This is a genomic window from Ktedonobacter racemifer DSM 44963 (assembly GCF_000178855.1).
Classification (GTDB): Bacteria; Chloroflexota; Ktedonobacteria; order Ktedonobacterales; family Ktedonobacteraceae; genus Ktedonobacter; species Ktedonobacter racemifer.
In genome coordinates this window covers 2216652-2238386 of the sequence record NZ_ADVG01000002.1, presented here as the reverse complement: position 1 = coordinate 2238386, position 21735 = coordinate 2216652, and the positions used below count along the sequence as shown (strand labels likewise).

General features: G+C 52.0%; 21 protein-coding genes and 1 pseudogene. 12 read left to right on the top strand and 10 right to left on the bottom strand.

All coding sequences use genetic code 11. The annotated features are described in order from the left end of the window. Nucleotides 1-136: 136 nt before the first annotated feature. Nucleotides 137-1150: pseudogene (gene ftsZ / locus KRAC_RS25980) on the top strand (cell division protein FtsZ); the annotation flags it as partial. Between the two features lie 515 nt (nucleotides 1151-1665). Here the strand turns inward: ftsZ and KRAC_RS25975 are convergent. The 5 genes from KRAC_RS25975 to KRAC_RS25955 form a co-directional block, all read right to left on the bottom strand. Further along, complete coding sequence (locus tag KRAC_RS25975) at nucleotides 1666-2463, bottom strand: BON domain-containing protein (RefSeq protein ID WP_007912347.1); 798 nt, start codon at nucleotides 2461-2463, stop codon at nucleotides 1666-1668. Nucleotides 2464-2626: 163 nt separating this feature from the next. Further along, a complete protein-coding gene (locus KRAC_RS25970; protein ID WP_007912346.1) occupies nucleotides 2627-3637 on the bottom strand; it encodes a GAF domain-containing protein in 1011 nt (336 codons plus the stop codon). Nucleotides 3638-3947: 310 nt separating this feature from the next. Further along, a complete protein-coding gene (locus tag KRAC_RS25965; RefSeq protein ID WP_007912345.1) occupies nucleotides 3948-4592 on the bottom strand; it encodes an SCO family protein in 645 nt (214 codons plus the stop codon). A 101-nt stretch (nucleotides 4593-4693) separates the two neighbouring features. Continuing rightward, nucleotides 4694-5602, bottom strand: a complete 909-nt coding sequence (locus KRAC_RS25960; RefSeq protein ID WP_007912344.1) for a heme o synthase — start codon at nucleotides 5600-5602, stop codon at nucleotides 4694-4696. A 480-nt stretch (nucleotides 5603-6082) separates the two neighbouring features. Then, nucleotides 6083-6685, bottom strand: a complete 603-nt coding sequence (locus tag KRAC_RS25955; RefSeq protein WP_007912342.1) for a TetR/AcrR family transcriptional regulator — start codon at nucleotides 6683-6685, stop codon at nucleotides 6083-6085. A 142-nt stretch (nucleotides 6686-6827) separates the two neighbouring features. On the opposite strand from KRAC_RS25955, the gene KRAC_RS25950 reads away from it, so the two are divergent. Both KRAC_RS25950 and KRAC_RS71675 read left to right on the top strand, forming a co-directional pair. Beyond that, nucleotides 6828-7556 (top strand): SDR family oxidoreductase, encoded by a 729-nt coding sequence (locus tag KRAC_RS25950; protein ID WP_040444169.1) that lies wholly within the window; start codon nucleotides 6828-6830, stop codon nucleotides 7554-7556. After that, nucleotides 7557-7697, top strand: a complete 141-nt coding sequence (locus KRAC_RS71675) for a hypothetical protein (RefSeq protein WP_157507070.1) — start codon at nucleotides 7557-7559, stop codon at nucleotides 7695-7697. 50 nt (nucleotides 7698-7747) lie between these two features. Here the strand turns inward: KRAC_RS71675 and KRAC_RS25945 are convergent, their stop codons facing one another. Genes KRAC_RS25945 through KRAC_RS25935 form a run of 3 tightly spaced genes read right to left on the bottom strand, consistent with a single transcriptional unit; the run spans nucleotide 7748 to nucleotide 9147 of the window. Then, nucleotides 7748-8470, bottom strand: coding sequence for a hypothetical protein (locus tag KRAC_RS25945; RefSeq protein ID WP_007912341.1), 723 nt, complete (start codon nucleotides 8468-8470; stop codon nucleotides 7748-7750). A 20-nt stretch (nucleotides 8471-8490) separates the two neighbouring features. Then, the gene (locus tag KRAC_RS25940) at nucleotides 8491-8859 is read right to left on the bottom strand and encodes a hypothetical protein (RefSeq protein ID WP_007912340.1); all 369 of its coding nucleotides are present in this window, start codon (nucleotides 8857-8859) and stop codon (nucleotides 8491-8493) included. A 51-nt stretch (nucleotides 8860-8910) separates the two neighbouring features. Then, nucleotides 8911-9147 carry a hypothetical protein gene (locus tag KRAC_RS25935; protein WP_007912339.1) on the bottom strand — a complete coding sequence of 79 codons (237 nt, stop codon included), beginning with the start codon at nucleotides 9145-9147 and terminating at the stop codon, nucleotides 8911-8913. Between the two features lie 883 nt (nucleotides 9148-10030). Here KRAC_RS25935 and KRAC_RS25930 point away from each other — a divergent pair. The 7 genes from KRAC_RS25930 (at nucleotide 10031) to KRAC_RS62495 (ending at nucleotide 15896) form a co-directional block, all read left to right on the top strand. After that, entirely contained in the window at nucleotides 10031-10237 is a 207-nt protein-coding gene (locus tag KRAC_RS25930) for a hypothetical protein (protein ID WP_040444167.1), read from the top strand. Between the two features lie 120 nt (nucleotides 10238-10357). Then, nucleotides 10358-10624, top strand: a complete 267-nt coding sequence (locus tag KRAC_RS25925; RefSeq protein ID WP_007912326.1) for a hypothetical protein — start codon at nucleotides 10358-10360, stop codon at nucleotides 10622-10624. Nucleotides 10625-10876: 252 nt separating this feature from the next. Then, nucleotides 10877-11284 carry a hypothetical protein gene (locus KRAC_RS25920; protein ID WP_007912324.1) on the top strand — a complete coding sequence of 136 codons (408 nt, stop codon included), beginning with the start codon at nucleotides 10877-10879 and terminating at the stop codon, nucleotides 11282-11284. Nucleotides 11285-12006: 722 nt separating this feature from the next. Continuing rightward, nucleotides 12007-13128: a cytochrome c oxidase subunit II gene (coxB, locus tag KRAC_RS25915; protein WP_040444166.1), complete on the top strand. Its 1122-nt coding sequence runs from the start codon at nucleotides 12007-12009 to the stop codon at nucleotides 13126-13128. A gap of 56 nt (nucleotides 13129-13184) precedes the next feature. Then, nucleotides 13185-14876, top strand: coding sequence for a cytochrome c oxidase subunit I (gene ctaD, locus KRAC_RS25910; protein ID WP_007912314.1), 1692 nt, complete (start codon nucleotides 13185-13187; stop codon nucleotides 14874-14876). 15 nt (nucleotides 14877-14891) lie between these two features. Further along, nucleotides 14892-15227, top strand: coding sequence for a cytochrome c oxidase subunit 4 (locus KRAC_RS25905; RefSeq protein WP_007912312.1), 336 nt, complete (start codon nucleotides 14892-14894; stop codon nucleotides 15225-15227). Between the two features lie 27 nt (nucleotides 15228-15254). Further along, complete coding sequence (locus KRAC_RS62495; protein WP_007912310.1) at nucleotides 15255-15896, top strand: cytochrome c oxidase subunit 3; 642 nt, start codon at nucleotides 15255-15257, stop codon at nucleotides 15894-15896. Nucleotides 15897-16346: 450 nt separating this feature from the next. On the opposite strand, the gene KRAC_RS73850 is transcribed toward KRAC_RS62495, so the two are convergent. Beyond that, nucleotides 16347-16490 carry a hypothetical protein gene (locus KRAC_RS73850; protein ID WP_007912308.1) on the bottom strand — a complete coding sequence of 48 codons (144 nt, stop codon included), beginning with the start codon at nucleotides 16488-16490 and terminating at the stop codon, nucleotides 16347-16349. A 976-nt stretch (nucleotides 16491-17466) separates the two neighbouring features. Next, a complete protein-coding gene (locus KRAC_RS25895) occupies nucleotides 17467-18609 on the bottom strand; it encodes an RNA-guided endonuclease InsQ/TnpB family protein (RefSeq protein WP_007912306.1) in 1143 nt (380 codons plus the stop codon). 335 nt (nucleotides 18610-18944) lie between these two features. On the opposite strand from KRAC_RS25895, the gene KRAC_RS25890 reads away from it, so the two are divergent. Both KRAC_RS25890 and KRAC_RS69245 read left to right on the top strand, forming a co-directional pair. Beyond that, nucleotides 18945-19358 carry a hypothetical protein gene (locus KRAC_RS25890; protein WP_007912301.1) on the top strand — a complete coding sequence of 138 codons (414 nt, stop codon included), beginning with the start codon at nucleotides 18945-18947 and terminating at the stop codon, nucleotides 19356-19358. A 205-nt stretch (nucleotides 19359-19563) separates the two neighbouring features. Then, nucleotides 19564-21513: an ATP-binding response regulator gene (locus tag KRAC_RS69245; RefSeq protein ID WP_007912299.1), complete on the top strand. Its 1950-nt coding sequence runs from the start codon at nucleotides 19564-19566 to the stop codon at nucleotides 21511-21513. The last annotated feature ends 222 nt before the right edge of the window (nucleotides 21514-21735 follow it).

The window sequence follows — 21735 nt, the reverse complement described above, 5'->3', positions numbered from 1 at the left end:
CGAAAACCCTGAGCGCGAAGCGCTAGTCACGCCAGTGACGTTAGGTTTCGGAATAAGATCTTTGAGAATGGTGTAAGAGAAAAGTGTTTCTCGTCCGTTCTACCTAGTAGAGACTCGAAAGGGGGCCACGAAACGTATGTTACCTATGGACAATGAACAACTCGAAGGCTTTGCTCAGATTCGCGTTATTGGAGTCGGTGGAGGCGGCAGTAACGCGGTCAATCGCATGATACAAGCCAATATGACCGGCATCGAATTTATTGCTATTAATACTGATGCCCAGGCGCTACTACGTACAGATGCGCCCATGCAGATCCACATTGGTCAAAAACTGACGCGTGGCCTCGGAGCTGGTGGAAACCCTGGTGTCGGGTGCAAGGCCGCGGAAGAGAATGCGGAAGAGATCTATGAGGTACTCAAAGGCTCCGACATGGTGTTTATCACAGCTGGAATGGGTGGTGGAACCGGAACGGGCGCCAGTCCTGTTGTGGCACAGATCGCGCGCGAACTGGGCGCGCTCACAGTCGGCGTGGTGACGCGCCCCTTCTCCTTTGAGGGGAAGAAGCGTCAACTCTCGGCTGAGGAGGGTATCGCTAGCCTGAAGCAGCATGTCGATACCCTGATTACCGTGCCCAATGATCGCCTGTTACATATCGCGGATAAGCGCACCCCGCTCTCCGAGGCATTTAAGCTTGCGGACGACGTTCTGCGTCAAGGTATTCAAGGTATCAGCGACCTGATTACCGTTCCAGGTTTGATCAACCTGGACTTCGCCGATGTCAAGACGATTATGTCTTCCGCTGGCTCGGCACTCATGGCCATTGGTGAGGCTGGGGGAGACGCGCGCGCTGTCGAGGCTGCGCAGACGGCGATTGCCAGCCCCTTACTGGACATCGATATCAGCGGTGCGCGTGGTGTGCTCTTTAACATCACGGGCGGCCTGGATATGACGCTCTTCGAGGTCCACGAGGCGGCTGAGATTATCAGCCAGGCGGCTCATCCTGATGCGAATATTATCTTTGGCGCGGTGCAGGATCAGCACTTCGATGGCAAAATGAAGATCACCGTCATCGCTACCGGTTTCGATAGCAATACAGTGGTACGGGGGGCTTCAACCAGCTATCCCGTCGTGCAGCAGCCTGTGCGTAACGAGCCGCGTCCACACTACACAAACTCAGGCATGTCGGCCGCGAATATGGAAGAGAAATCCTCACGCTTCGCCGAGGCCGATATGCCGCCTGTAACGCCGCCCATCTCGGTCAATCTGCCCAACCAGGTAGCCGAGCGTGGTGTGAGGCGCAATGAGAGTCCGGCGTATAACTCGCTGCCACCCGTGGTTCCTGCCACGCGTGAGCCAGCAGACGTGCTGCCCGAGGATGAGGAGGATGAAGAGGACTATCCTTACGATGAAGAGCCAGTCAATCCCACCCAGGGACGATTACCTGTGCCTCAGCCGGAGGATCAGCCAGTGCAGCCCAGGGTGATTCAGCGCAAGGTGCGCGGGCTCAACCCGGAGCTAAATCGAGGAAGTCGCAATGCCCCTTCCGGGGATGTAATCGATATTCCCGCCTTCCTCCGCCAGCGTCGCACATAAATAAGATATAAAGCATAAGATGCCCCTGGCGGCCACAGGCCGCCAGGGGCATCTTATGCTTTATATTAAAACTAGGCGTTGCGTGTCTTTCCGAGGTTACCGGGAATCTCTTTGTTCAGGCCAATGTGATTGACCACAACCTTGACGCCGGTAATGCCGACCATCTCGCGCTCCAGAGCGTATTTCATCTCTTTCTGAGGTACATCGCCGTAAAGGTGCAGGATGTAGTTCTCAACCAGAATCGAGATGTTTTGCGCACCCTCAAGCTTGCCCTTGGCGCGCATGGCATCGAGGCGCTGATAGGCTGTACGCAGGATCGAGTCTTCCGCGATCATGAAGTTTTTCACTTCCAGCACACCAGGAATTTGGCGTAGCTCATTGACGAGCTCATCGCGCTGAGACTCCATTTCCACCTTACCATAGAGTGCCAGGGTCACGCCCTCGCTACTCTCGCCCTCTAGCTCCACCTTCGCCAGGTGAGTGCTATAGGCGGTGCTGCTGACCGTTACCGAGCGTTCTGCGGCTTCACGTGCACGTGTCAGAATGTCACGCGCACCCTCGCTGGTGATTTGCATGGGAGTTGTGGACGTTTCGTGGTGGGAATGGCCCGCCATGGGGTCTTCTAATGCCCAGCCCATAATGCCAACGATGATGAACGGTGCGCCAATAATTGCAAGCAAGGGGCTATCCGGTAGGCCGAGCAATCCCGCGACGGTCACCAGGATAGCGGCGCTCAGGACAAGCGGCCACAGGCTGGGACTTGGCAGATGGATATGCTTTTCGGCCTCGGTCACTTCTGCCTCTTGCAACACCCCAAGGTCTTGTTCGTTGTCGATAATGAGTTTGGTGCCTTGAAGAGAAGTATCCATAAGGCTTCTCGCTTTCCTCCAAGTGTAATAAGAACCATGAGGACATAACTTTCCATCATTGTCCTCAAATAAGCATACCAAATCTGCCGATTTCGCGCAAGCAGATGGGGGATTGCACGGCCTGGGAGCTCGCTTTGTAAGGAGAGTGTAAGGTTGGGAGCTTTCAGGCCTCTTCCCAGGTTTGGTGGAGTAGGCGACGCTCTATCTCCTGCCAGGTGCGCAGCTCCGCCACCGGGCGTGTAAGTGGCTCGCCCTGCTGTTGAGCCTGAATCATAGTCTGTGTTACCTGGAGCTGGAAGTTCGCGATAGCGCTTTGCTGTCTCTGGGCAGGAGGCAGTAGGCCCAGGTCGAGATCCTGAATCCGGTAGAACTCATGAGGTTCAAAGGCCAGGGTCAGGAGTTCGGCGTAGTGAATGGCCAGGCCCAGGCGGGTCGAGACGAAAAAATGAGGTTGGGTACTGGCGATTGAGAGTACACCCGCCACGCGATCAGTCCGGATGATAGGCAGGCCAATAATACTCTCCTCCAGCGCGGTAGCGTGGGCTGGAAAGTGGCGCTGTTTCTCGTCGCGCGTCTGGATCACGATATAATGGCCACGAAGTGCCGCCTGTCCGATAAGCGATTCCGCACCGAAAAAGACAGTCTGGTTCTCATGATTATTCCAGGGAGGCGTGCCACGTCCAAAGGTGGTACGCAGGCTGTGTATCCGAGGCCACTGAACATCAGATGGGGCAACTTGTGATTGCGAGGGAACACATTGCGCGATACAAACCTCCATTCCATTTTTTGTGGGATCGAGCTGGGCCAGAATTTGTTGCAGAACGGCGATACAGATGGCCGATGAACGTAGGAATAAGGAGCTAGTGGTATGTATGTTAAGCACTCGTGTATAGAAGTTCGAAGGAATGAGGGGCGCAATATCTTCTTGCCATGCCTCCTCTGCGAAGAGGCGAGGGTATTCGCCGGTAATCAGCTCAATCAGTCGCTGGCGCTGAGTGGGAAGCACATCAATCAGTTGGCGCAAGCTTTCTGCGCGTGGTTTCGACCTGGCGTTAGCCCAGCGCGTGAGCGTAATCGGATTTACTCGCAACAGGTCGGCGATGCGTTGGCGTTCCTGCGCATCGCTAATGATTTGTCCTAGCAGGCCTCGCCAGGTAGATGTCTCTTGCGTCATAACTTTGTTATCCCTTGCGCGTCTGCGTATCTTACGCCTTCTTCTTTCTTCTCCATGGATTTGCCATGTAAAAGCATACCGTATTGATTGATGCACGTCAATAAGCACAGACGTTATTATTCAAGTTTGCCAAATTCGGCTCGCAAACTCGTCTAGAGGTAAGGGTGTGGTGGCTGGGAGCCTGCCAGGCTCCCAGCCACCACACCCTTACCCCTGAGCGCCGCAGGCGCGAAGGTTTACTTGTCCCAAAGAGAGTGAGAAAGGCGGCGGCCCCTCGACTGAGGGGCCGCCGCCTTTCTCACTCTCTACTTTATTCGCTGAGGAGTTTTTTCAGGTTGCTGGCTAGCTGATCGGGGGTGAAGCTGGTGTCCTGGAAGACGCGCTCGTGGCCCTGCTTGTCGAGGACATAGATGCCAAGGCTGTGATCGGCTGTGTTCCCATTGCTGTTCGCATAGACGTGGTAGTTGCTCCACACAGGAGAGAGCTGCTGGCTTGAGCCAGTGAGAAAATGCCAGTTGCTCTGATCCAGGCTATGGGCCTGGGTAAAGTTGGAGGCCGCCTGAGGCGTATCGTTCTGGGGATCAGTGCTGATCGCAAGCATGGTCACATGGCCGGCATCGTTTCCCAGGAGTTGGAAGGTTGAATGCAGCTTCTGAGCTTCCAGAGGGCACTGATCGGGGCAGCGCGTAAACATGAAGGTGACTACGACTGGCTGGCCTTTAAAATCGGCGAGCGAGACGGTCTTTCCATGCTGATCAATCAAGGTAAAACCGGGAGCGGCAGCGCCGCCCAGGTCTGTCCCCTGGAGTCCCGACGTGGTGACAGAGGGGGCGTCTACGGAGCTCGCCTTATCGGCTGAGACTCGCTGATAGACCAGGACAAAGATAACGACCAGTACGGCCAGGCTTAATACTGAAAGGCGTGAGGCTAGACGCCAGTTCCATCGGATACTCATAGCTTCTCTCGACTGTCCTTTATGCTGTTAATTGCTGACAAAGGGAATGCTTGTGAGAGTGCAACCTGCCACTGGGCTGCACTCTCAACACAAGAACGACTTTAGAAGTGAATGACCCGGTCAATGACTGCGACAGCGAAGATAAGCGCGAGATAGCAGTTGGAGTACCAGAAGACCGTGCGCGCCCACTTCCTCGATGCGTCATCATTGAGCAGGCGGACCGCCATATAGACCAGGATGCCACCCAGAATTAGTGAGCTGAACAGGAAGATGTAACCCATGGCGCCCATAAGGAAGAGAATCGTGGTCACCGCGACCAGGAGCAGCGAGTAGAGCAGAATCTGCTTGCGTGTCTCAGTCTCGCCCATCAAAACTGGGAGCATGGGGACTTTCGCCTTCTCATAGTCTTTCTGAATCAGCAGCGAGAGCGCCCAGAAGTGGGGAGGCGTCCAGTAGAAGATAATCGCAAAGAGCCAGATGGCTGACAGGGAAACTGAATTGGTGACAGCCGCCCAGCCGACCAGGACCGGAACCGCGCCCGCGGCTCCACCAATCACGATATTTTGCGCGGTAGTACGCTTGAGGCCTAGCGTATAGATGAAGACATAGAACAGAATCGCCGAGGTAGCCAGAACGGCGCTAAGCAGGTTAACGAGGCCCCAGAGCAGGAAGAAGGAGCCAACCCCGAGTAGAATGCCGAAGATCAAAGCCTGCTGTGGCTGGACGCGGCCAGCGGGCAGAGAACGGCGCTGCGTCCGTCCCATGATCTGGTCGATGTCGCGATCGATATAGCAGTTGATGCAGTTTGCGCTCCCGGCTGACATAAAGCCGCCCAGCAGGGTTGCGAGTGTAATGCCCAGGGGAGGGAGTCCGCGTACCGCGATAGCCATGGTCGCGGCTGTCACGCCCAATAGCAGGACGGTGACATGTGGCTTTATCAGGTTGATATAAGCGGAAAGTGTCGCGCGCCAGGCTGGCTGTGCGGCGAGAGTGGTATTGGATTGTGACACAATATTCTCCTCATTAGCGCGCGGTCACTTCAGGAACCGCAATCAAATATGGAACAAGACCGCCGCTCACGCGAGGCGGTAATGGCTGTATATTGCTGTCGTAAAGTACGGTTTTTTAAATTGTTTAGAGCTAGTGCTGCATATCTCATTGTCGGTCTTGCTCCTGATAGGCTCCTTGCAAGCAATGAATGCCACCTTACAAACACCTGAAAGGTTGAAGAATGATGGACAAAGTTCGCCCTTTTTCACACAGCAGTCTCATGTTGTTCATGTGCGAGCAAGGCCACGGGCCCCTATTTTGGCAGAACCCTTTATACTTCTCTATCGGCTTATCCTTCACTTTTATGGAATAGGGAAAATATGTATTTACCAGGGACAGGGCAGTGGGCATTTCTGGTATGGACAAAATCTCAGAGCATCACCCAGTTGACGGGAAGCGTGAGACAAGAGGCGAACATCTCTTATTGGCACTTACAAGTGCTACACTGCTGGTCTCAAGCGGAGAATCAATGTGACAATTTCTTTGGCGAACGCATCATCTAGTGGCTTAGGATACAAGAGAAAGCGATACCATTTGGCTCCATAAATCAGGTCCGCGAGCACATCCAGGTTGGTGTCAGCAGCCAGTTCACCTCTTTGCACTCCTCGTTGCAAGAGCTCAACCAGCTCTTGCTTTCGTGGCACGATAAACAGGCGCTGAAATTCACGCGCAAATTCCGGATCCAGTTGGGCCTCAGCCGTCATCCCGCTCAATGCGGTTCCCGCTTTCCCCTGCAAGCCTGCGAAAGAAAGCTCAAAGTAGGTCAGTAAATCTCCCTCCAGGGAACCAGTATCTGAAAAAGGCGTATGCTCCTCGGTATACATAGTCAGTGCTTCAAGCGTCACGAACGCTTTGGAAGACCACCAGCGATAAATGGTCTTTTTCCCCACGCCTGCCCTCGCGGCAATCGCTTCAATCGTCATGGCACGATAGCCCTCCTGGGAGAGCACCTCAATCGCCGCTTGCAAAATGGCCTGATGGGCCTGATCGCTGCGGCGGCGGCCCGGCCCGGTTGTTTCTAACGGCCTCCCCTGCTCAAACATTACTCTTTCCTCCTCTAAAATTATTCCCTTGACATATACGATACGTATCGTATAAAATAACTATTGTCAATGTGACACGCCACGTATCGTTTATTGTAGCAGATGCTGGGGAGAGAAACCAGCATGAAAAAGAGGAAATCAAATGGACTTGAGGGATCAGCGCATTGTGATTCTCGGCGGAACGTCCGGGATTGGACTGGCAACGGCTCACCTTCTGGCTGAGGCCGGAGCGAATATCATTATCGCCGGACGCTCTCCGGAAAAAGTGACAAGGGCGCTCGCCATTCTTAAAGGCTCTGTCACCGGTGAGGTCGTAGACGCAACCTCGCGTGAAGAGACGCGCAACTTCTTCGATCGCATTGGTACCTTTGACCATCTTGTCCTGACTCTAGCGAGCAACGTGGGAGCGGGAGAGTTCCGCACGCTTGATTTTGACATGCTTCGTCAAGGGTTTGAAACCAAGTTCTGGCCGCAATTGATCGCGGCGCAGGCCAGTCTCGATTTCTTACGCAAGGATGGTTCTCTGACTATCGTCAGTGCTGTCACGGCCCACATCGCTTTCGCTGGCGCCTCCGGATTCGCGGCTGTCAACGGGGCGCTGGAAGCCATGGTTCCCACACTTGCACTGGAATTGCAGCCCTTGCGTGTCAACGCCGTCGCACCCGGAGGGGTCGCAACTCCTTTCTGGGGTGACCTGCCGGAGGAAATGCGCGAGGCATTCTTTGCGCATTCCGTAGCTATCACTCCAGCTAAGCGCGTTGGACGCCCGGAGGATGTGGCCCAGGTCATTACTATGCTGATTAGTAACACGTTTATGACCAGTACAATCATTGATTGTGATGGAGGAGCGCGGATCAGGTCATCCTGGTAATTGGGGAGCGCGTCTCTCAAATACTTTGACCAGCGGCGGCACGCGCGGGCACACTCGCAGGCCTATGATCTGGCAGCTCGTCGTCGGCTCCAACAACTCAGCGAACAACTGACCGGGTTGTCCAACCAGCAAGTACTGTAGGTGGAAGAGGAAATTGTTCCAAACCAGGGGCTGAAAAGTCAGCCCCTGGTTTATTCCGACAGTTCGCTCACAGGTACATTAGCAACAATTTGTGTCTGATTCACAATGTAGGGAAAACCGTTGTGACAGTCAACCATATATCTTTCGATCAGATCCTTGAAGAATATCTGCTCTGACGCTGTAGCGTGCTTTGAGGCGTTTTTGCGATAGGTAGGATTTTTGCCGAGGGGAAGGATGTGTATGATTTCTCCTGTATATTGATTTTCTCGCACCTGGATGGTAACCCTCTCTCCAAGAGGAAGCTTCCCATTGCCGAGCGGGCCAAAGAGTTGGAGAAACTGCTCATGACTTCCATCAAATTTATAGTGTTCGTAGACACGATGCCCATCTTTGAGCGATTCAATGACTGGGACACGCTCACCCGTTTCCATCGTTACAACCCAAAGTTGTAAAAATGTCTGGGGCTGTAGGACCTCGATCGGAGACCATATGAGCGCCTTCAGACTTGATGGAGCGTGAATAGCTTCTAGAGCAGCATGTTCGAAGAGCTTCATTTGTATCTGGCGCAGGATGTCATCACTCGCACGTTGGCTGAGAACTTGAAGGGTCGCGATAGTAATACCGTCCACTTTTACCGGAGCCTGCATGCCCAGATATTGCCAATCAATAGCATCGAGTGTAATGTAGAATTGTTCACAAAGAGTAGTAATGCGACTGGCCTGGTGAGAGGCTTCTCGCTGCTCTTCAACACTGTTTTGGCGTGTGTAAGTCATGCCTATGGCTCCTTTATTTATTATTGAGCGTTTTTATCAGTCTCTATTTGGAGTCTGCGCCGCCGTTGTTCCTTGCTCCAACGTGTCAGGAGCAGGGTTTCGCCTTCATTTTTTTGTTCAAAGAATACGGTCGCGATATCAAAATCTGTCTGGTAGCCAAGAGCTATATAGTCGGGACTCTCTGTACATTGAAGCCATTCCGCAAGTTTCTTCTGCGCGCATTCCTCACAGAGAAAGTGAAAAAGTGTTCGCCCCTGTTCATCCCGAAGTTCATACTCAAAGACGGGAACCTTTTGCTTGCACTTGAAGCAGGCGCGGTCCCACAAGTTGGCATTTTTGGTATAGCGCTTGAGACTCCAAACAAGCGTTCCTGTTGGCATTCGTCTCATCAGCTTCTCTTCCTCCGAAGGATGCTAGGTGGTGTCATGCCTGTTTCTGTATCATATCAGAACCTGGCTGTAGCGTCGTGCCTTCTCCCAGAGACGCTCGGATGGATTAAGGGCATCACCTCTTTCCGGGATCAGGCGCCCTTTGGTGATCAACAGGCGACAATTTGCCCGGTGAAATTGATCTCGCGGGTTTTCTCCTGCAAAGACATCCTGCACATAGTGATATCCCGAATTATTGGTCCGAGTGATCCAGATACCTTCGGTCTGGTCGAGGGTGGGTATGGCCATTGGCTACTCTCATTTCTTTTAAAGGCGCGTTTGTTGTCATGAAGACGAGCAAATATAAAACAAACGGAACATTCCTGTTCGGCCGCCTGGCCGACGTTATTCATTCTGTCTTCCACATTTATTTAGGTATAGTAAGGTAGATCAGAGGCAAGGCTATGAGAGTGCTTCCTCTTATTTCGCTCGTATCTCTTGATCATATTGAAAGATCATGTACCCAAAAGACCCTAAAAAGATGGCAAGAACGAGGAACAGAGAGATGAGCAATTGCATGGCATGCTCCTTCTATGGTTTACATTCTCTCGGAATGGGTGATGAAAAATCGCCAGAATAGGTGGAAGGCAGGCGATAACACGTGGGAAAGTTTTTCTACGCGGAACAGTTCTCATCAATGTATGACCCTACTAGTATACAGTATTTTTAAAAAAATTACAAATGAAAGGCCTGTATAATTTAGGCAATTTGAAAAAAAATTTTTCAAGCTAGACGTAAAAAGATGTGCTAACGGCCTGTCTGCTGTATGCACAAGAGCGCTTCCAATGTGCCCTCCTCAAGGGGTACTCTTTGCTCCTACCGTCGCTCATGCAGAAAATTACCCCCTTGTTTTTATCCAGATTTTCGATCGCCACTACTTCTGATTCTATATAAGGTCTACTCAATTCTATTTCTTTGACTTATACCTCTTCAATTATTGATATTGCGTTTTTGGATAAAAAGATGTATAATAAATGGATCATATGCACATCATGATACCCGCTCTCTCCTTCAGCTATAAACGAAGCCGGAAGACATGTGGCGAGGTTTCCTCACTTAAGAGCACCTCTTTAGAATCACCTCTTGTATGGCTCCTGAAAAGGAGTGCAGAGTCGAAAAGGCGAGGACACCTTTGGATAAACAACAACTTCATACACTTGCGCTTCAAGCGAGTGGTGAATACCTGATGAGTCACATCGCAGGAGTGATGGAGATGGTTCAGGATCAACGTGAAGAACACAATGAGCCGCGACTAGATGAAGCCATGCTCATTGCCATAGAAGCACAGGTTAAAGATATTGCAGAGAAAATTACGCAACAAGCCAAAGACAACTCATAGGAGCACAAGTTTGAAGAAGGAAGAGTCGTGATCCTCTTTCCTCTGTCTTCAATAGTTGTACTACCTGTTCCAATGCGTAATCTCTCCAAAAGTAGCTAAGAGTACTAGAAAGGGGTAGGTATGAAAACGTTTAGAACCCTGTTTCTCGAAATCTGTTTGCAGATGAAGTGGCTCGCTAATACCCATCACACCGCACGCATGCAGCGTACGATGATCCAGCAAAAAATAGGCCGACTTTGTTACCAGGCAGAGAAAGACTTACAGGTGTTAGATGTGTCTTTGCTGAAGGATTTGCTCAATGTGCAAGAAGATGATTGGAGCGTCTATAAGCAGATATATCGAGATGGCTTATTCATGAGAATTGGCGAAAACATGCAGCCTGTTTGAGTAGACAACTCTTGCACACTATTGTTGAGAAAATAGTGAGAAGGAAATACTGATGTTGTTACCCATAATTTTGTTACTCTTCTGCTTGCTAGCTCTTGGTCTCTTTTGTTACAAAAATGTCCAGAGTTACTTAAGGAGACGGGCAAGCCAGAAGAGACGCGCTGTGTTTCGTGACAGAGTCTAGCGAGATCTCCTCATATGGATAACATGGTTGCCTTTCAAGGTGCCTGGTAGTAGAAAGCGAGCAGTTTCTTGTCGAAAACCATTCCACAGACCGCCCTGGACGAGAGCCAAGCAAACGATTTTCTCGTACATATCACATATGAATGCATCCTGCAAGAACGGGCGAGGGAGTTCGACTCCTACATCTACGAAATCGCCTGTAGCATTGTGTATCCCGCGACGGCGGGCCACCTTTCGCTGCGAATTACAGGCGCGAATTCCTACCGACGAAGCAACATCAAAGAGGTTCCGGTTACATATCACGAGCGCGGAGCCACGACCTATGTTGAGCTCTTTGAAGATGAGCAGCTAGAAGTGAGGATTATTACCTTGAATGGAGCCTTCAGTAAGGCTATTTATGTTGCGCGCAAACAAGAATTGTGCGAGCAATATACAAGGCAACTCACTTCTAACCTTCAGAAGATGGAGCGCTCGTAGTTCTCTTCATTTACTCCTTCTAAGCCAATGGGCGAACGTCGTCATTCATCACATGACGACGTGTCTTTTTGTACACTCTTACAGAGAATATTTACTCACTTCGATGCGTACAGCAGCGGTTTATGATCTGGAAAAGCGTCTTAAGCAAATTCAGGGATATTGAGGTATTTGTAAGTAAAATGAAGCCAAAAAAGAGAGTTTTTTGAGGATTGGCAGTCCATTTAGCTGCCAGTAATGGACCTTAAAGAACGTGGAAAAGGGCTTGAAATGGCTTAGGAAGCGGCTTAAAAGTTTTTGTTAGACTGTACAAATTGTGTTATAGTATGTAGCGGAGAAGAGCACCTTGAGGGGTACCGACTGAAGCGAAACGAGCTTTTACTATCTCTCTCTACTCTATCTAAATAGACGACAGATATTAAGAAAAAGCCATTGGGATACGTGCTTTGTGCTAGTCCCACTGGGATGATCAATCCATAGTGTCCTCTGACATGTCCCAACCTATGCTGCCACCTGGTGCTACACATTGTTACACAGCCTCTCAAGCGAGCGCGGCCTCTGTTGCACGTGGTTTTATTCAGGTTCCTGTAAGGTGGTTTTTAGGGACTGCAAGCTACCTGTTAGGGTGGCTCGCTACACTTGGACAATAAAATGGAGAGAGTGTCGACGAAAAGAGACATTATCGTTCATCGTCAAACTACGTGTTAGGAGATTTAGACGTGAGGATGCCTTTATTTCGTAGGCCAAAGCGTTGGGCGAGCCTTGTTGCCGGTCTCGCTTTGACCTCGATACTGTTGACCGCTTGCGGTGAAAACTCGCCCTCGATCCTTGATCCGGCGGGCCCGATTGCCAGAAGCGAGAGCAATGTTTTCTGGATTATTCTCATAATTGCCGCGATTGTGTTTGTAGGTGTAGAGGGTGTCTTGATCTACTCTACATTTCGCTTCCGCGAGCGCCCTGATTCGCCCACCCCGCCACAGATCCACGGTAATACTACCGTCGAATTGATCTGGACCATTATTCCAGCGGTTGTCTTGCTGGCGGTGTTGAGTGTTACCATCAAGGGTATTTTCGACGTCGCCACGCCACCAGCCAATAGTACTAATACGGTTGAGGTGACGGCGTATGGACACCAGTGGTGGTGGGAATTCTACTATCCAGAGTATAAGATGACTACCGCGGATACATTGGTGATTCCACCCCATACCAATGTGCATGTGAAGCTGTACTCAAATAACGTTATCCACAGCTTCTGGGTGCCAGCGCTGACTGGTAAGACTGACGTCATCCCTGGCCACGATAACGAGAAGTGGTTTAGCGCGGATACGCCGGATAAGACCTATCTTGGTATCTGCGCCGAGTACTGCGGAACGCAGCATGCGAACATGCGCTTTGATGTCCAGGTCACGCATGACAACAACGGCTTCCTTTCATGGGCGCAGACGCAGCAGCAGGCGGCCGCCGTTCCTGCTCCCGGTAGCCTGGAGGCGAAGGGCCAGGAGGTCTTTAAGAACCAGTGCACCACCTGCCATGGTATCGTTGGTGTCAGTCAGAGCACGCCCTATCTACAGGATCCCAATCCCGTTGGGCGCTGTGATGATCCACAGAACGCGAATGGTTGTCTGATTGGTCCTAACTTGACGCACTTCGGTAGCCGTCACCTGATTGCTGGCGGTGTGCTGGACTACAAAGCGCAGGATTGCAATCCTGGTGGAGATCTCAGCAACTGTAACCTGGCGAAGTGGATCTCTGATCCCCAGAAAGTCAAACCTGGCAACGACATGACGGTGAACGTCGCTAAGTCGGATCTGCCGGCGCTGGTGGCTTATCTGGAAAGCCTCAAGTAGCATAACTTGCCCGTCTACCTCACTTATGGGGCTAGACTCGTTGGAGGGAATTATTCATGGCTACTAGCACTATCAATGATAGGGCTACGACAGTAGTTCGTGAGCGATCATTCAGTGAATCTTACCTGGGTGAATGGCTTACGACGACCGATCATAAAAAGATCGGCATCATGTACATGGTTACTGCCTTCTTCTTCTTCCTGGTGGGCGGTCTAGAGGCTCTCTTGATCCGTACACAGCTGGCAGTACCTAATGGCAAGGTTATCAGTCCCGAGCTCTATAACCAGATCTTTACCATGCATGGCACCACGATGATCTTCTTGTTCGTGATGCCGATGATGGCGGGTTTTGGTAACTATGTTGTGCCGCTGATGATGGGCGCACGCGACATGGCTTTCCCCCGCATGAATGCCTTTGGCTTCTGGATCTTGCTCTTTGGTGGCATTTTCCTACAGTCGAGCTACCTGTTCAACGCCGCACCTAATGGCGGTTGGTTCATGTACGCTCCCCTGAGCCTGACGGCAAGTGCCTGCGGTATTCACGCGTACAACTGTACACCTGGCATGAACGCCGACTTCTGGATTCTGGGCACCACGCTGCTGGGCGTGTCCTCGATCTCCGGCTCGTTGAACTTTGTGGTGACCATCCTGAAGCTGCGCGCGCCTGGTATGAGCATCAACCGCATCCCGCTCTTCTCGTGGATGATCCTGGTCATGTCCTTCCTGCTGCTGTTTGCTCTGCCTAGTCTGACGGCCGCCAGCGTCTTCCTGCTGCTGGATCGCCACCTGGGCACGCACTTCTATGAGTATGCATACGGAGGTGACCCGCTGCTCTGGCAGCACCTGTTCTGGTCGTTTGGCCATCCCGAGGTATATATCCTGATCCTTCCGGCCTTCGGTATCACCTCTGAGATCTTGCCCGTCTTCTCGCGCAAGCCGATCTTTGGTTATACCTTTATTGCCTGGTCGGGTGTGGCTATCGGCTTCCTGAGCTTCACCGTGTGGGCACACCACATGTTTGCCGTTGGTCTGCCACCTGTCGCGCAGGCGTTCTTCGCCTCCAGCACAGCTCTGATTGCTCTGCCAACCGCGGTAAAGATCTTCAACTGGCTGGGTACGATCTACAAAGGTAAGTTGAGCCTGAAGGCGCCAATGATCTTCTCGCTTGGCTTCATCGGTATGTTCCTGATTGGTGGCTTGAATGGTGCCGCCCTGGCCGTCGTGCCTTTCGACTACCAGATCACCGATAGCTACTTTGTTGTCTCGCACATCCATTACGTGCTCTTCGGCGGTAGCGCCATGGCTATCTTCGCGGGTATCTACTACTGGTTCCCCAAGATGACCGGCAAGGTGATGAGCGAGAAACTGGCGCAGGTTCATTTCTGGCTGCTGCTGATAGGCATGAACCTGGCGTTCTTCCCCATGCACCTGCTGGGCCTGCTGGGCATGCCCCGCCGCGTCTACACCTACCCGGGCAACCTGGGTTGGAATGAGCTGAACCTCATGTCGACGATTGGCGCCTTCATGGTTGGCCTTGGTGTCATGGTCTTCGTCTTCAATTTCTTCAAGAGCTTGAAGGATGGCAAAGAGTCTGGTAGCGATCCATGGGATGCCTTTACCCTGGAGTGGGATACAACCTCTCCTCCGAAGAAGTACAACTTCCTCACCATCCCCGTGGTCCGCAGCCGCCGTCCATTCTATGACAAGAAGAATCCTGAGATTGCTGACTGGAAGTCGGCTATTCACTAGAGGTACAGTAGCACCATGACCAAAGCCAAACAATTGGACAAGAAGCGCGAGAAGTCCGCGCAGCCAGAGACACAATCTGCACAGGTTGTGGCAGCACCAGCGGAACAGGAGCAGGAGGAGGTTACGCCTCCTCAGGCTGCTGGACAGCCAGCGAAGGGCGCAGTCAAGAAGCGCAAGAAGGTCGTGCCAAAGGAAGAGGATTTGATGCCTCGTTCTAGCATCTGGCCGCTTGTGACCACGGTCGCGATCTCTCTCATTCTGGTTGGTTTCGTTTTTCAGCCGATTGTCTGTGGTCTCGGCGTGGTGCTGCTCATCGGTTGTATCATAGGATGGATCTACGAGCGTAGATAACGAGAACATGGTTAGGGAGTTCATAATATGAGCGTTGTTCACGGCGAGCAGGTCAGGTCGCTAGAGGAGCATGTTGAAGTAGGACGCAGCATGAACTGGTGGGGTATGATCCTCTTCATTTCCTCTGAGGCGCTGATCTTCGCGAACCTGATCGCCGCGTACCTCTACCTGGAAGTGCGTGGTTTACAGATTAAAAACGGTCTTTGGCTCTTGCCCTCGGGCGAGCACCTGGACTGGACATTTCCTGCAATCAATACCGTCTTTCTGCTGGCAAGTAGCTTCCCAGCAATTATTGCGCGTAAGGGTATCGTCAAAGGCAATAGGAAGCAGTTGATTGCAGGTCTGGCGGGCGCGATTATCCTCGGGCTTGTCTTTCTGAGCGGTCAGGCATATGAGTACTTTAATCTCTATACTGCCGATCATTTCACGATGCAGACCAGGGTCTTTGGCTCGGCCTTCTTCACGTTGACCGGCTTCCACGGCCTGCACGTCACCATCGGTCTCATCTTCCTGACGATCTGTCTGATTCGTGCCATTCGCGGCGACTTTACCGCCAAGAAGCACTTCGCGGTCGAGGCCGCCGAGATGTACTGGCACTTCGTCGACATCGTCTGGGTCATCGTCTTCAGCACAGTTTATCTGCTGCCCCTGCTGATGATCAAAGGCTAGTCTCAATCGAGCAAGCCAAGAGAAGCAAAACAAGCCTGCTATCCTTCAATGGATGCCAGGCTTGTTTGTATCTTCACAGGACTTCTCGCCCCTACGTGGCTCGCAGGGTTCGGAGAGCACTTGGTGAGGTGTACATTCACCAGTAATCACTACAGTTCATCTAAACAATGACAAGCATTGCTCAGTATGTGGGAGCACCCACTGGACGGACTGCCACGCCCACGATCCCTTGCCCGAAGGAGTCAGGGATTGCTTTTCGAATGATGTTGTAGAGTAGGCGGTAAGCGAGGTTCCTTTTGGACCTTTTCCTGCCACCCCTCCCCGAACCAGTGCTTGCACCTTTCGATGCACACGGCTCTCCAGTTTCTCGTTGCTTCGTAGAGGTAGGCATTACGCATCTCGCGCACCACTCTGTTCACAACGATACTCCCTGTTTCCCTTCCCCCTGTCTCAAACGTTACTTTGAGCATTTGAGATGAAGTAGACCGCCAGCGAGGTACTGATGCTGTCCCGACCTGCCTGATATTTCAGGTGGTTTCCTGGACTCAGCCCTTTTCCAACGGTCTCTTCCCGAACCCAGCGGGCCACTTTCATGGCACTGTAGCTCTCCAGAACCCTTTGCCTCGTTGCGCAAAGATCGTGTGGCCCATCCAGGCCAACCTCTGCCGCTGAGACGAGTTCCTGGGACCCTTCGCCCTGTCTGTGTCTTTCTCACAGGCCCCGGCGGAGCGTGACTTCCGCGACTACTTCGGTCCCTCTGTACCCATACACCTCGCGGTGGTTAGGGCAACCCCAAGTTGCCTCCAAGAATCTCAGTTCGTGCTCCAGGTGTCCTTTACGTCTTTTCCCGTTCCGTACGGGTAGGCTTCGACGGAAGCTTTGCAGGGAAGTAGTACCGTTCCCGGCAACGTCGAACACAGGCGCTAGTACCGTGTCCTGTGGGCTGCCCCAATTCCGCCTTGACTGGGCTTCAGACAATCAGTCTTCACCATACACGACTTACCTGATCGGCCTCTGGCCCCTGGTACTGGGACTTCACCGACCTTCCTGACAACATGCTACGGTCCCCTCATATCTTTCGACTGAAGGTAAGTTGCTGGTTTATCCACTTCGCTTCAGTGGACTCACCCCGACGGGTGAGAGAGGTTCTTGTGCCACATGGGCGCACTACTATGGAAACTCCGTCGCCATGAGCCTCTCGGCTTTTAGGCGATCCCGTATTTGCGCATGCTAAACGTTCAGTGCGTTTAGGTGCCCATTTCGTCCCTTTGAACCAGTTCATTACTGGTCGCTCATCGGAGAGAGTTTTCTATACCCAGTTTGAAATGGTATATATTCCGATGACATCACTTCAGGTATGGTGTGACGAGCCAATGGTTAGACTGCTAGGAACTTGGGTTTAACCAATCCAGGCTTCACCTTGCGCACAGGACTTGCGGTGCGTCATGCTGCATACCTTCGCATTTAACCGCTTTCCCAACATGCTGCTTTCCCCTTTACGTTTCCGTATTAGGTAGGTTGGGTGTCCTTGAGGTTCCTACTCTCAACCTCATCTCCTTTCAGGAGAGATTTAACATGCACCGAAACGGCGCACCAAACTGCCATTGACATCGGCATTGATACGCCTGCCAGTACTGGTACGAAACAAGCCACGTTTGATGCGTTTGCCCAGGTAGTGCTCCTGATGGCAAAGTGGCTCAAGATCAAGAAAGCTACACTTACTGGTGTAGCTTTCTTCTTGTAGAATCACATGTATTCCCACCAGTTCTGCTTTATATCTGAGCATATCAATGAAGCGAGCAAAGGGAATTTGCACAAACTGTTGATTGTTGCGATTCCCTATGTTGATTTCTTGCTTCCAGCCGTCGTTCTTCCCGATCACCAATGTTCCTATGCCTTCCCCTATCAGATGCTCGATGAGGCGATGGCTTTGGGTGTGCAAGTAATGATCAATTTTGCGTGTGCGCTTATTGGTAAGGCGTTCTAAACGATTGGAGGTATGACGCTTGTGTTTACTGAGATGGCTCTGCAACCGTGCACGTTCTTTGTTATACCATTGGTTGATGTGCTTCAGCGGACGCCCGTTAACCAGCCAAGGCGTAAAGCCTGCTTTGTTTGATGTTAGCGTTGTTAAGTTGTTCAATCCAATGTCGATACCAGCGACGAGCAAGGGATCGACTGCTGCCTGTTTGGGTTCTTGCTCATAGACCACTTCTACCACATAGAACCCGCTGCGAGGGATGATACGGGCTTGTTTGACGTGAGCCTGCTTCGTAGGTATCTCGATTCCTAGTAGGGATGGAGCAATCATTCCTTGCTTCTTGAGGGCTTTTTTCGAGATGGCTTGGATATCGTATATGAGGATATTGCGCCCCTTTTGCTTGTCTTTGTATTTAGGCACTTTGGGACGGCCTTCAAACTTGGAGGGGTCTTCAAACCATGCTGCAAGCCCTTTACGAAATGCCTTCCAGTTCTTGTCAAGAAGTCGAAGGACATCATTGCTCACTTTACGCGGTAAGGCTTTGTAAGCATCAGTGTCCTTCACCAGATGATAGACATCGACAGAGCTCAGGTACTTTCCCGTATGGATGAAGGATTGGCGCATGTGGTAGTTCGCGAGATTATAGAGGTTTTTGGATGCGAAGGAGGCTGCATCTATGGCAGCATACCGAGAATCACCTTTGCAGATAATATGCCGCTCAACGAGTTGCACCTCTATCACCTCTTTCACATTTATCTAACTGTATTGTACTATAAATGCCAGTACATGTCAATATTCGACATCATTTCTTAGAAACATTTCCCACACTGATGTTGCAGGCGGAATGTGCTACAATTGGTGGAGAGTAAAAAAAAGTCTGAGAGAAACAACCTTTGTAGGTTATTGTGTCGCTTACAGGCCCGCGTTATGCTTGTAAGAGTGGAGAGAGAAATTACTCTACGGGATAAGAGGAGGGGTTCCTCTTCTGCTTCCTCCCGCAGAGGCTATTAAGCGAGCGAGCAATTGTAGAGCGAGAATGATTGGCAGTTGGAAGGACGAATAGGCGAATGAAAGAGGCCATGCGTCGAGCCAATACATCACAGCCGCTGGAGAAAGAGGGTTCGCGCACGCGGAGAATGCGAGTGAAGCATTGTTCAATCTGTACCCAGCGTATCTGGTTTGAACCCTTGACGGTACTTGACCCAGAGGATGCGCCTGAGCCTCGTCGCTCCTGGACCCTGTGTAAACATTGTTATAACGCTCTGGTGACTGAGTTAAAACGCTCCAAGGTGCACTCACCACTACGTGTGCGTGTCGCTGTTGGCCTGGTTGCCGCTGAGCGCTGGCCACTGGCCTATCCCACGCGCCTGCATATGTATGTCAATGACCGGCGCTGGATTGCCATTCTGGGCTTTGGCTTCTTCATTTTTATGATTGTACACCTGGTTTTCCTGGTCTTGATCGCAGGTATTATAAAATAAAGAGTGGATATAACACGAGTGGCCAGCCTGCGGCTGGCCACTCGTGTTATATCCACTCTTTATTTTATAATGCGAAGTCCTACTTCCCTGGCAAGATTGAATTTTTTTGCTACAATATGAGCAATTACTAAAGTTCAGAGATGGCTAGTAGAGACAGACGGGCAAAGGAAGCTTTGACCTGATCCCCAATGGGAGAAGCGCATTTATGACCCACGACGGTTGGTGGACAGAAGACGAGAAAGCCACGGTGACACATAGCCCAATGTCGATGCAAAATCTTGATATTGTGCCCGCCGCCTTTACCAAGGAGTATCATATCCTCTCCGAAGTGTGCTCAAGCATGAGCAGCGGCTTTATGCTGCTTAATCAGCAGCGTGTCATCTATACAAATCAGAGCGCACTCCGCCTGCTACAAATCAGGAAGCATGATTTGATCTCACCCGATGACTTCAATGTGCGCGAGCATCTGTTGTCGATTTCGGCTGATCGCAGGCTGGCACATACCGAACTGGATCGCGTCTGGCGCCATCCAGAGCAGGAATATGCTGCCGATGTCGCCCTGGCAGATGCGGCTGTGCGCTGGTTGCGTATTCGCACCTTCCCTGTCCATGATCGGCGTGGTTCTCTCCTGGGCCGTGGTCTGCTCTTCGATGATGTAACCCTGGAGCGTTCGGCACTTGAGGCGCAGGGAGAGACCCTGGCCCGCGCCGCGCATGAACTCAAGACCCCCCTGGCCGTGATTAAAGGCTGCGCGACCACCCTGTTGGGTAGCTCGGCACGCTGGGACCCGGCGATGCAGCGCGAGATGCTGCAAATGATCGATACCCAGTCGGACCGCCTCTACGATGTACTTAACACCCTGCTTGATGTCTGGCGCCTGGATGCCGGTATGCAACCGTTACGACTCACCCAGGTGCAGATGCCAGAACTGCTCTCGCAACTGGTGACGCGTTGGCAGAAGCAGGCGCCCTACCATCGCTTTGTGTTGAGCCTTCCTCCCGATCTGCCCCCGGTGATGTGTGACGCTGTACGCATAGAGCAAACGCTCAACCATCTCCTTGATAATGCACTGAATTACTCCGCTCCCAACTCGGTCGTGAGTGTTCGCCTGGAGACCAATGAGGTTGAGATGCGGATTGGCGTGATCGATGAGGGCATAGGAATTGCTCCCGAGCACCTGGAGCGTATTTTTGATCGCTTCTATCGTGGATCGCAAGGCGACGAGCAGGCTGGCGGTAGTGGGCTGGGCCTGGCCGCGGCACGTTCAACCGTTGAAGCGCATGGCGGTCGTATCTGGGCTGATTCAATGGGCGAGGGCCAGGGAGCCAGCTTCTACTTTACCCTGCCCCTGGCGCCGCGTATCGAGACCGCAGCAGTGCCCCAGCGTACACGTATAAGCGAGGTTGCGGAGCCAGCCACTGGCCCACTAGGAGCCGTGCGACCAGCACTCCTGCGCCAGGATCGCCGCGTCTCTGTTCTGCTGGCCGAGGGCGATGCGCGTATGGCACGTTACCTGCGCGCGAATCTGGAGGAGCAGCAGTATCGCGTGCATACAGTTAACCACGGCGTGCAGTTCCTGCGCCAGATCGACCTGGAGGAGCCAGACCTGGTCCTGCTGGCGACGCGCCTGGCGGATATGAGCGGCATCGAGCTGCTCCAGCGCCTGCGCGAGTTCTCCCAGGTACCCGTCATTATGCTGAGCGATGAGTGCGACGAGGATGAGCGCGTCCAACTGCTTGACCTGGGGGGCGATGACCTGGTACTCAAGCCCTTCGGTATGAAGGAGCTTATGGCGCGTGTGCGAGCTGTGCTACGACGACGCTCCGCTGTACGCGAAGAGCCAACCCAGCAGGCTGTGTTCCGCTCAGGCGGGCTGGTCATTGACCATGCGCAACATCTGGTAACCGTCGAGGGTAAGACCATACAATTGAGCCGCACCGAGTACAAGTTGCTGAGCGTGCTGGCCCAGAATGCAGGCATGGTTGTTACTCACGAACTGCTTCTGGAGAAGGTGTGGGGGCCAGAGTATAACCGCGATATCGATTTCATCTGGGTCTATATCAGCCGCCTGCGCCGCAAGGTCGAGAGCGATTCACGTCACCCGAAGTATATAGTGACCGTCCCCGATGTTGGCTATAAACTCATGAAGTTGTAATACAAAAGAGAAGAAGATGCCAGTCTTGAGCATGCTCAGACTGGCATCTTCTTCTCTTTTGTATTACAACTCTATAACTGTTTTGATGTATTCAGGTTGCTGTAAGGTGAATACCCTAGGTAGTTAAGATATTGTAATGTGTATTGGGTATGCTTTCTGTAAGAAGCTATGTTATTTTGCAATGGGTCTTCGCGCAAGGTCTTGCAATTTGGAGGAGCATAC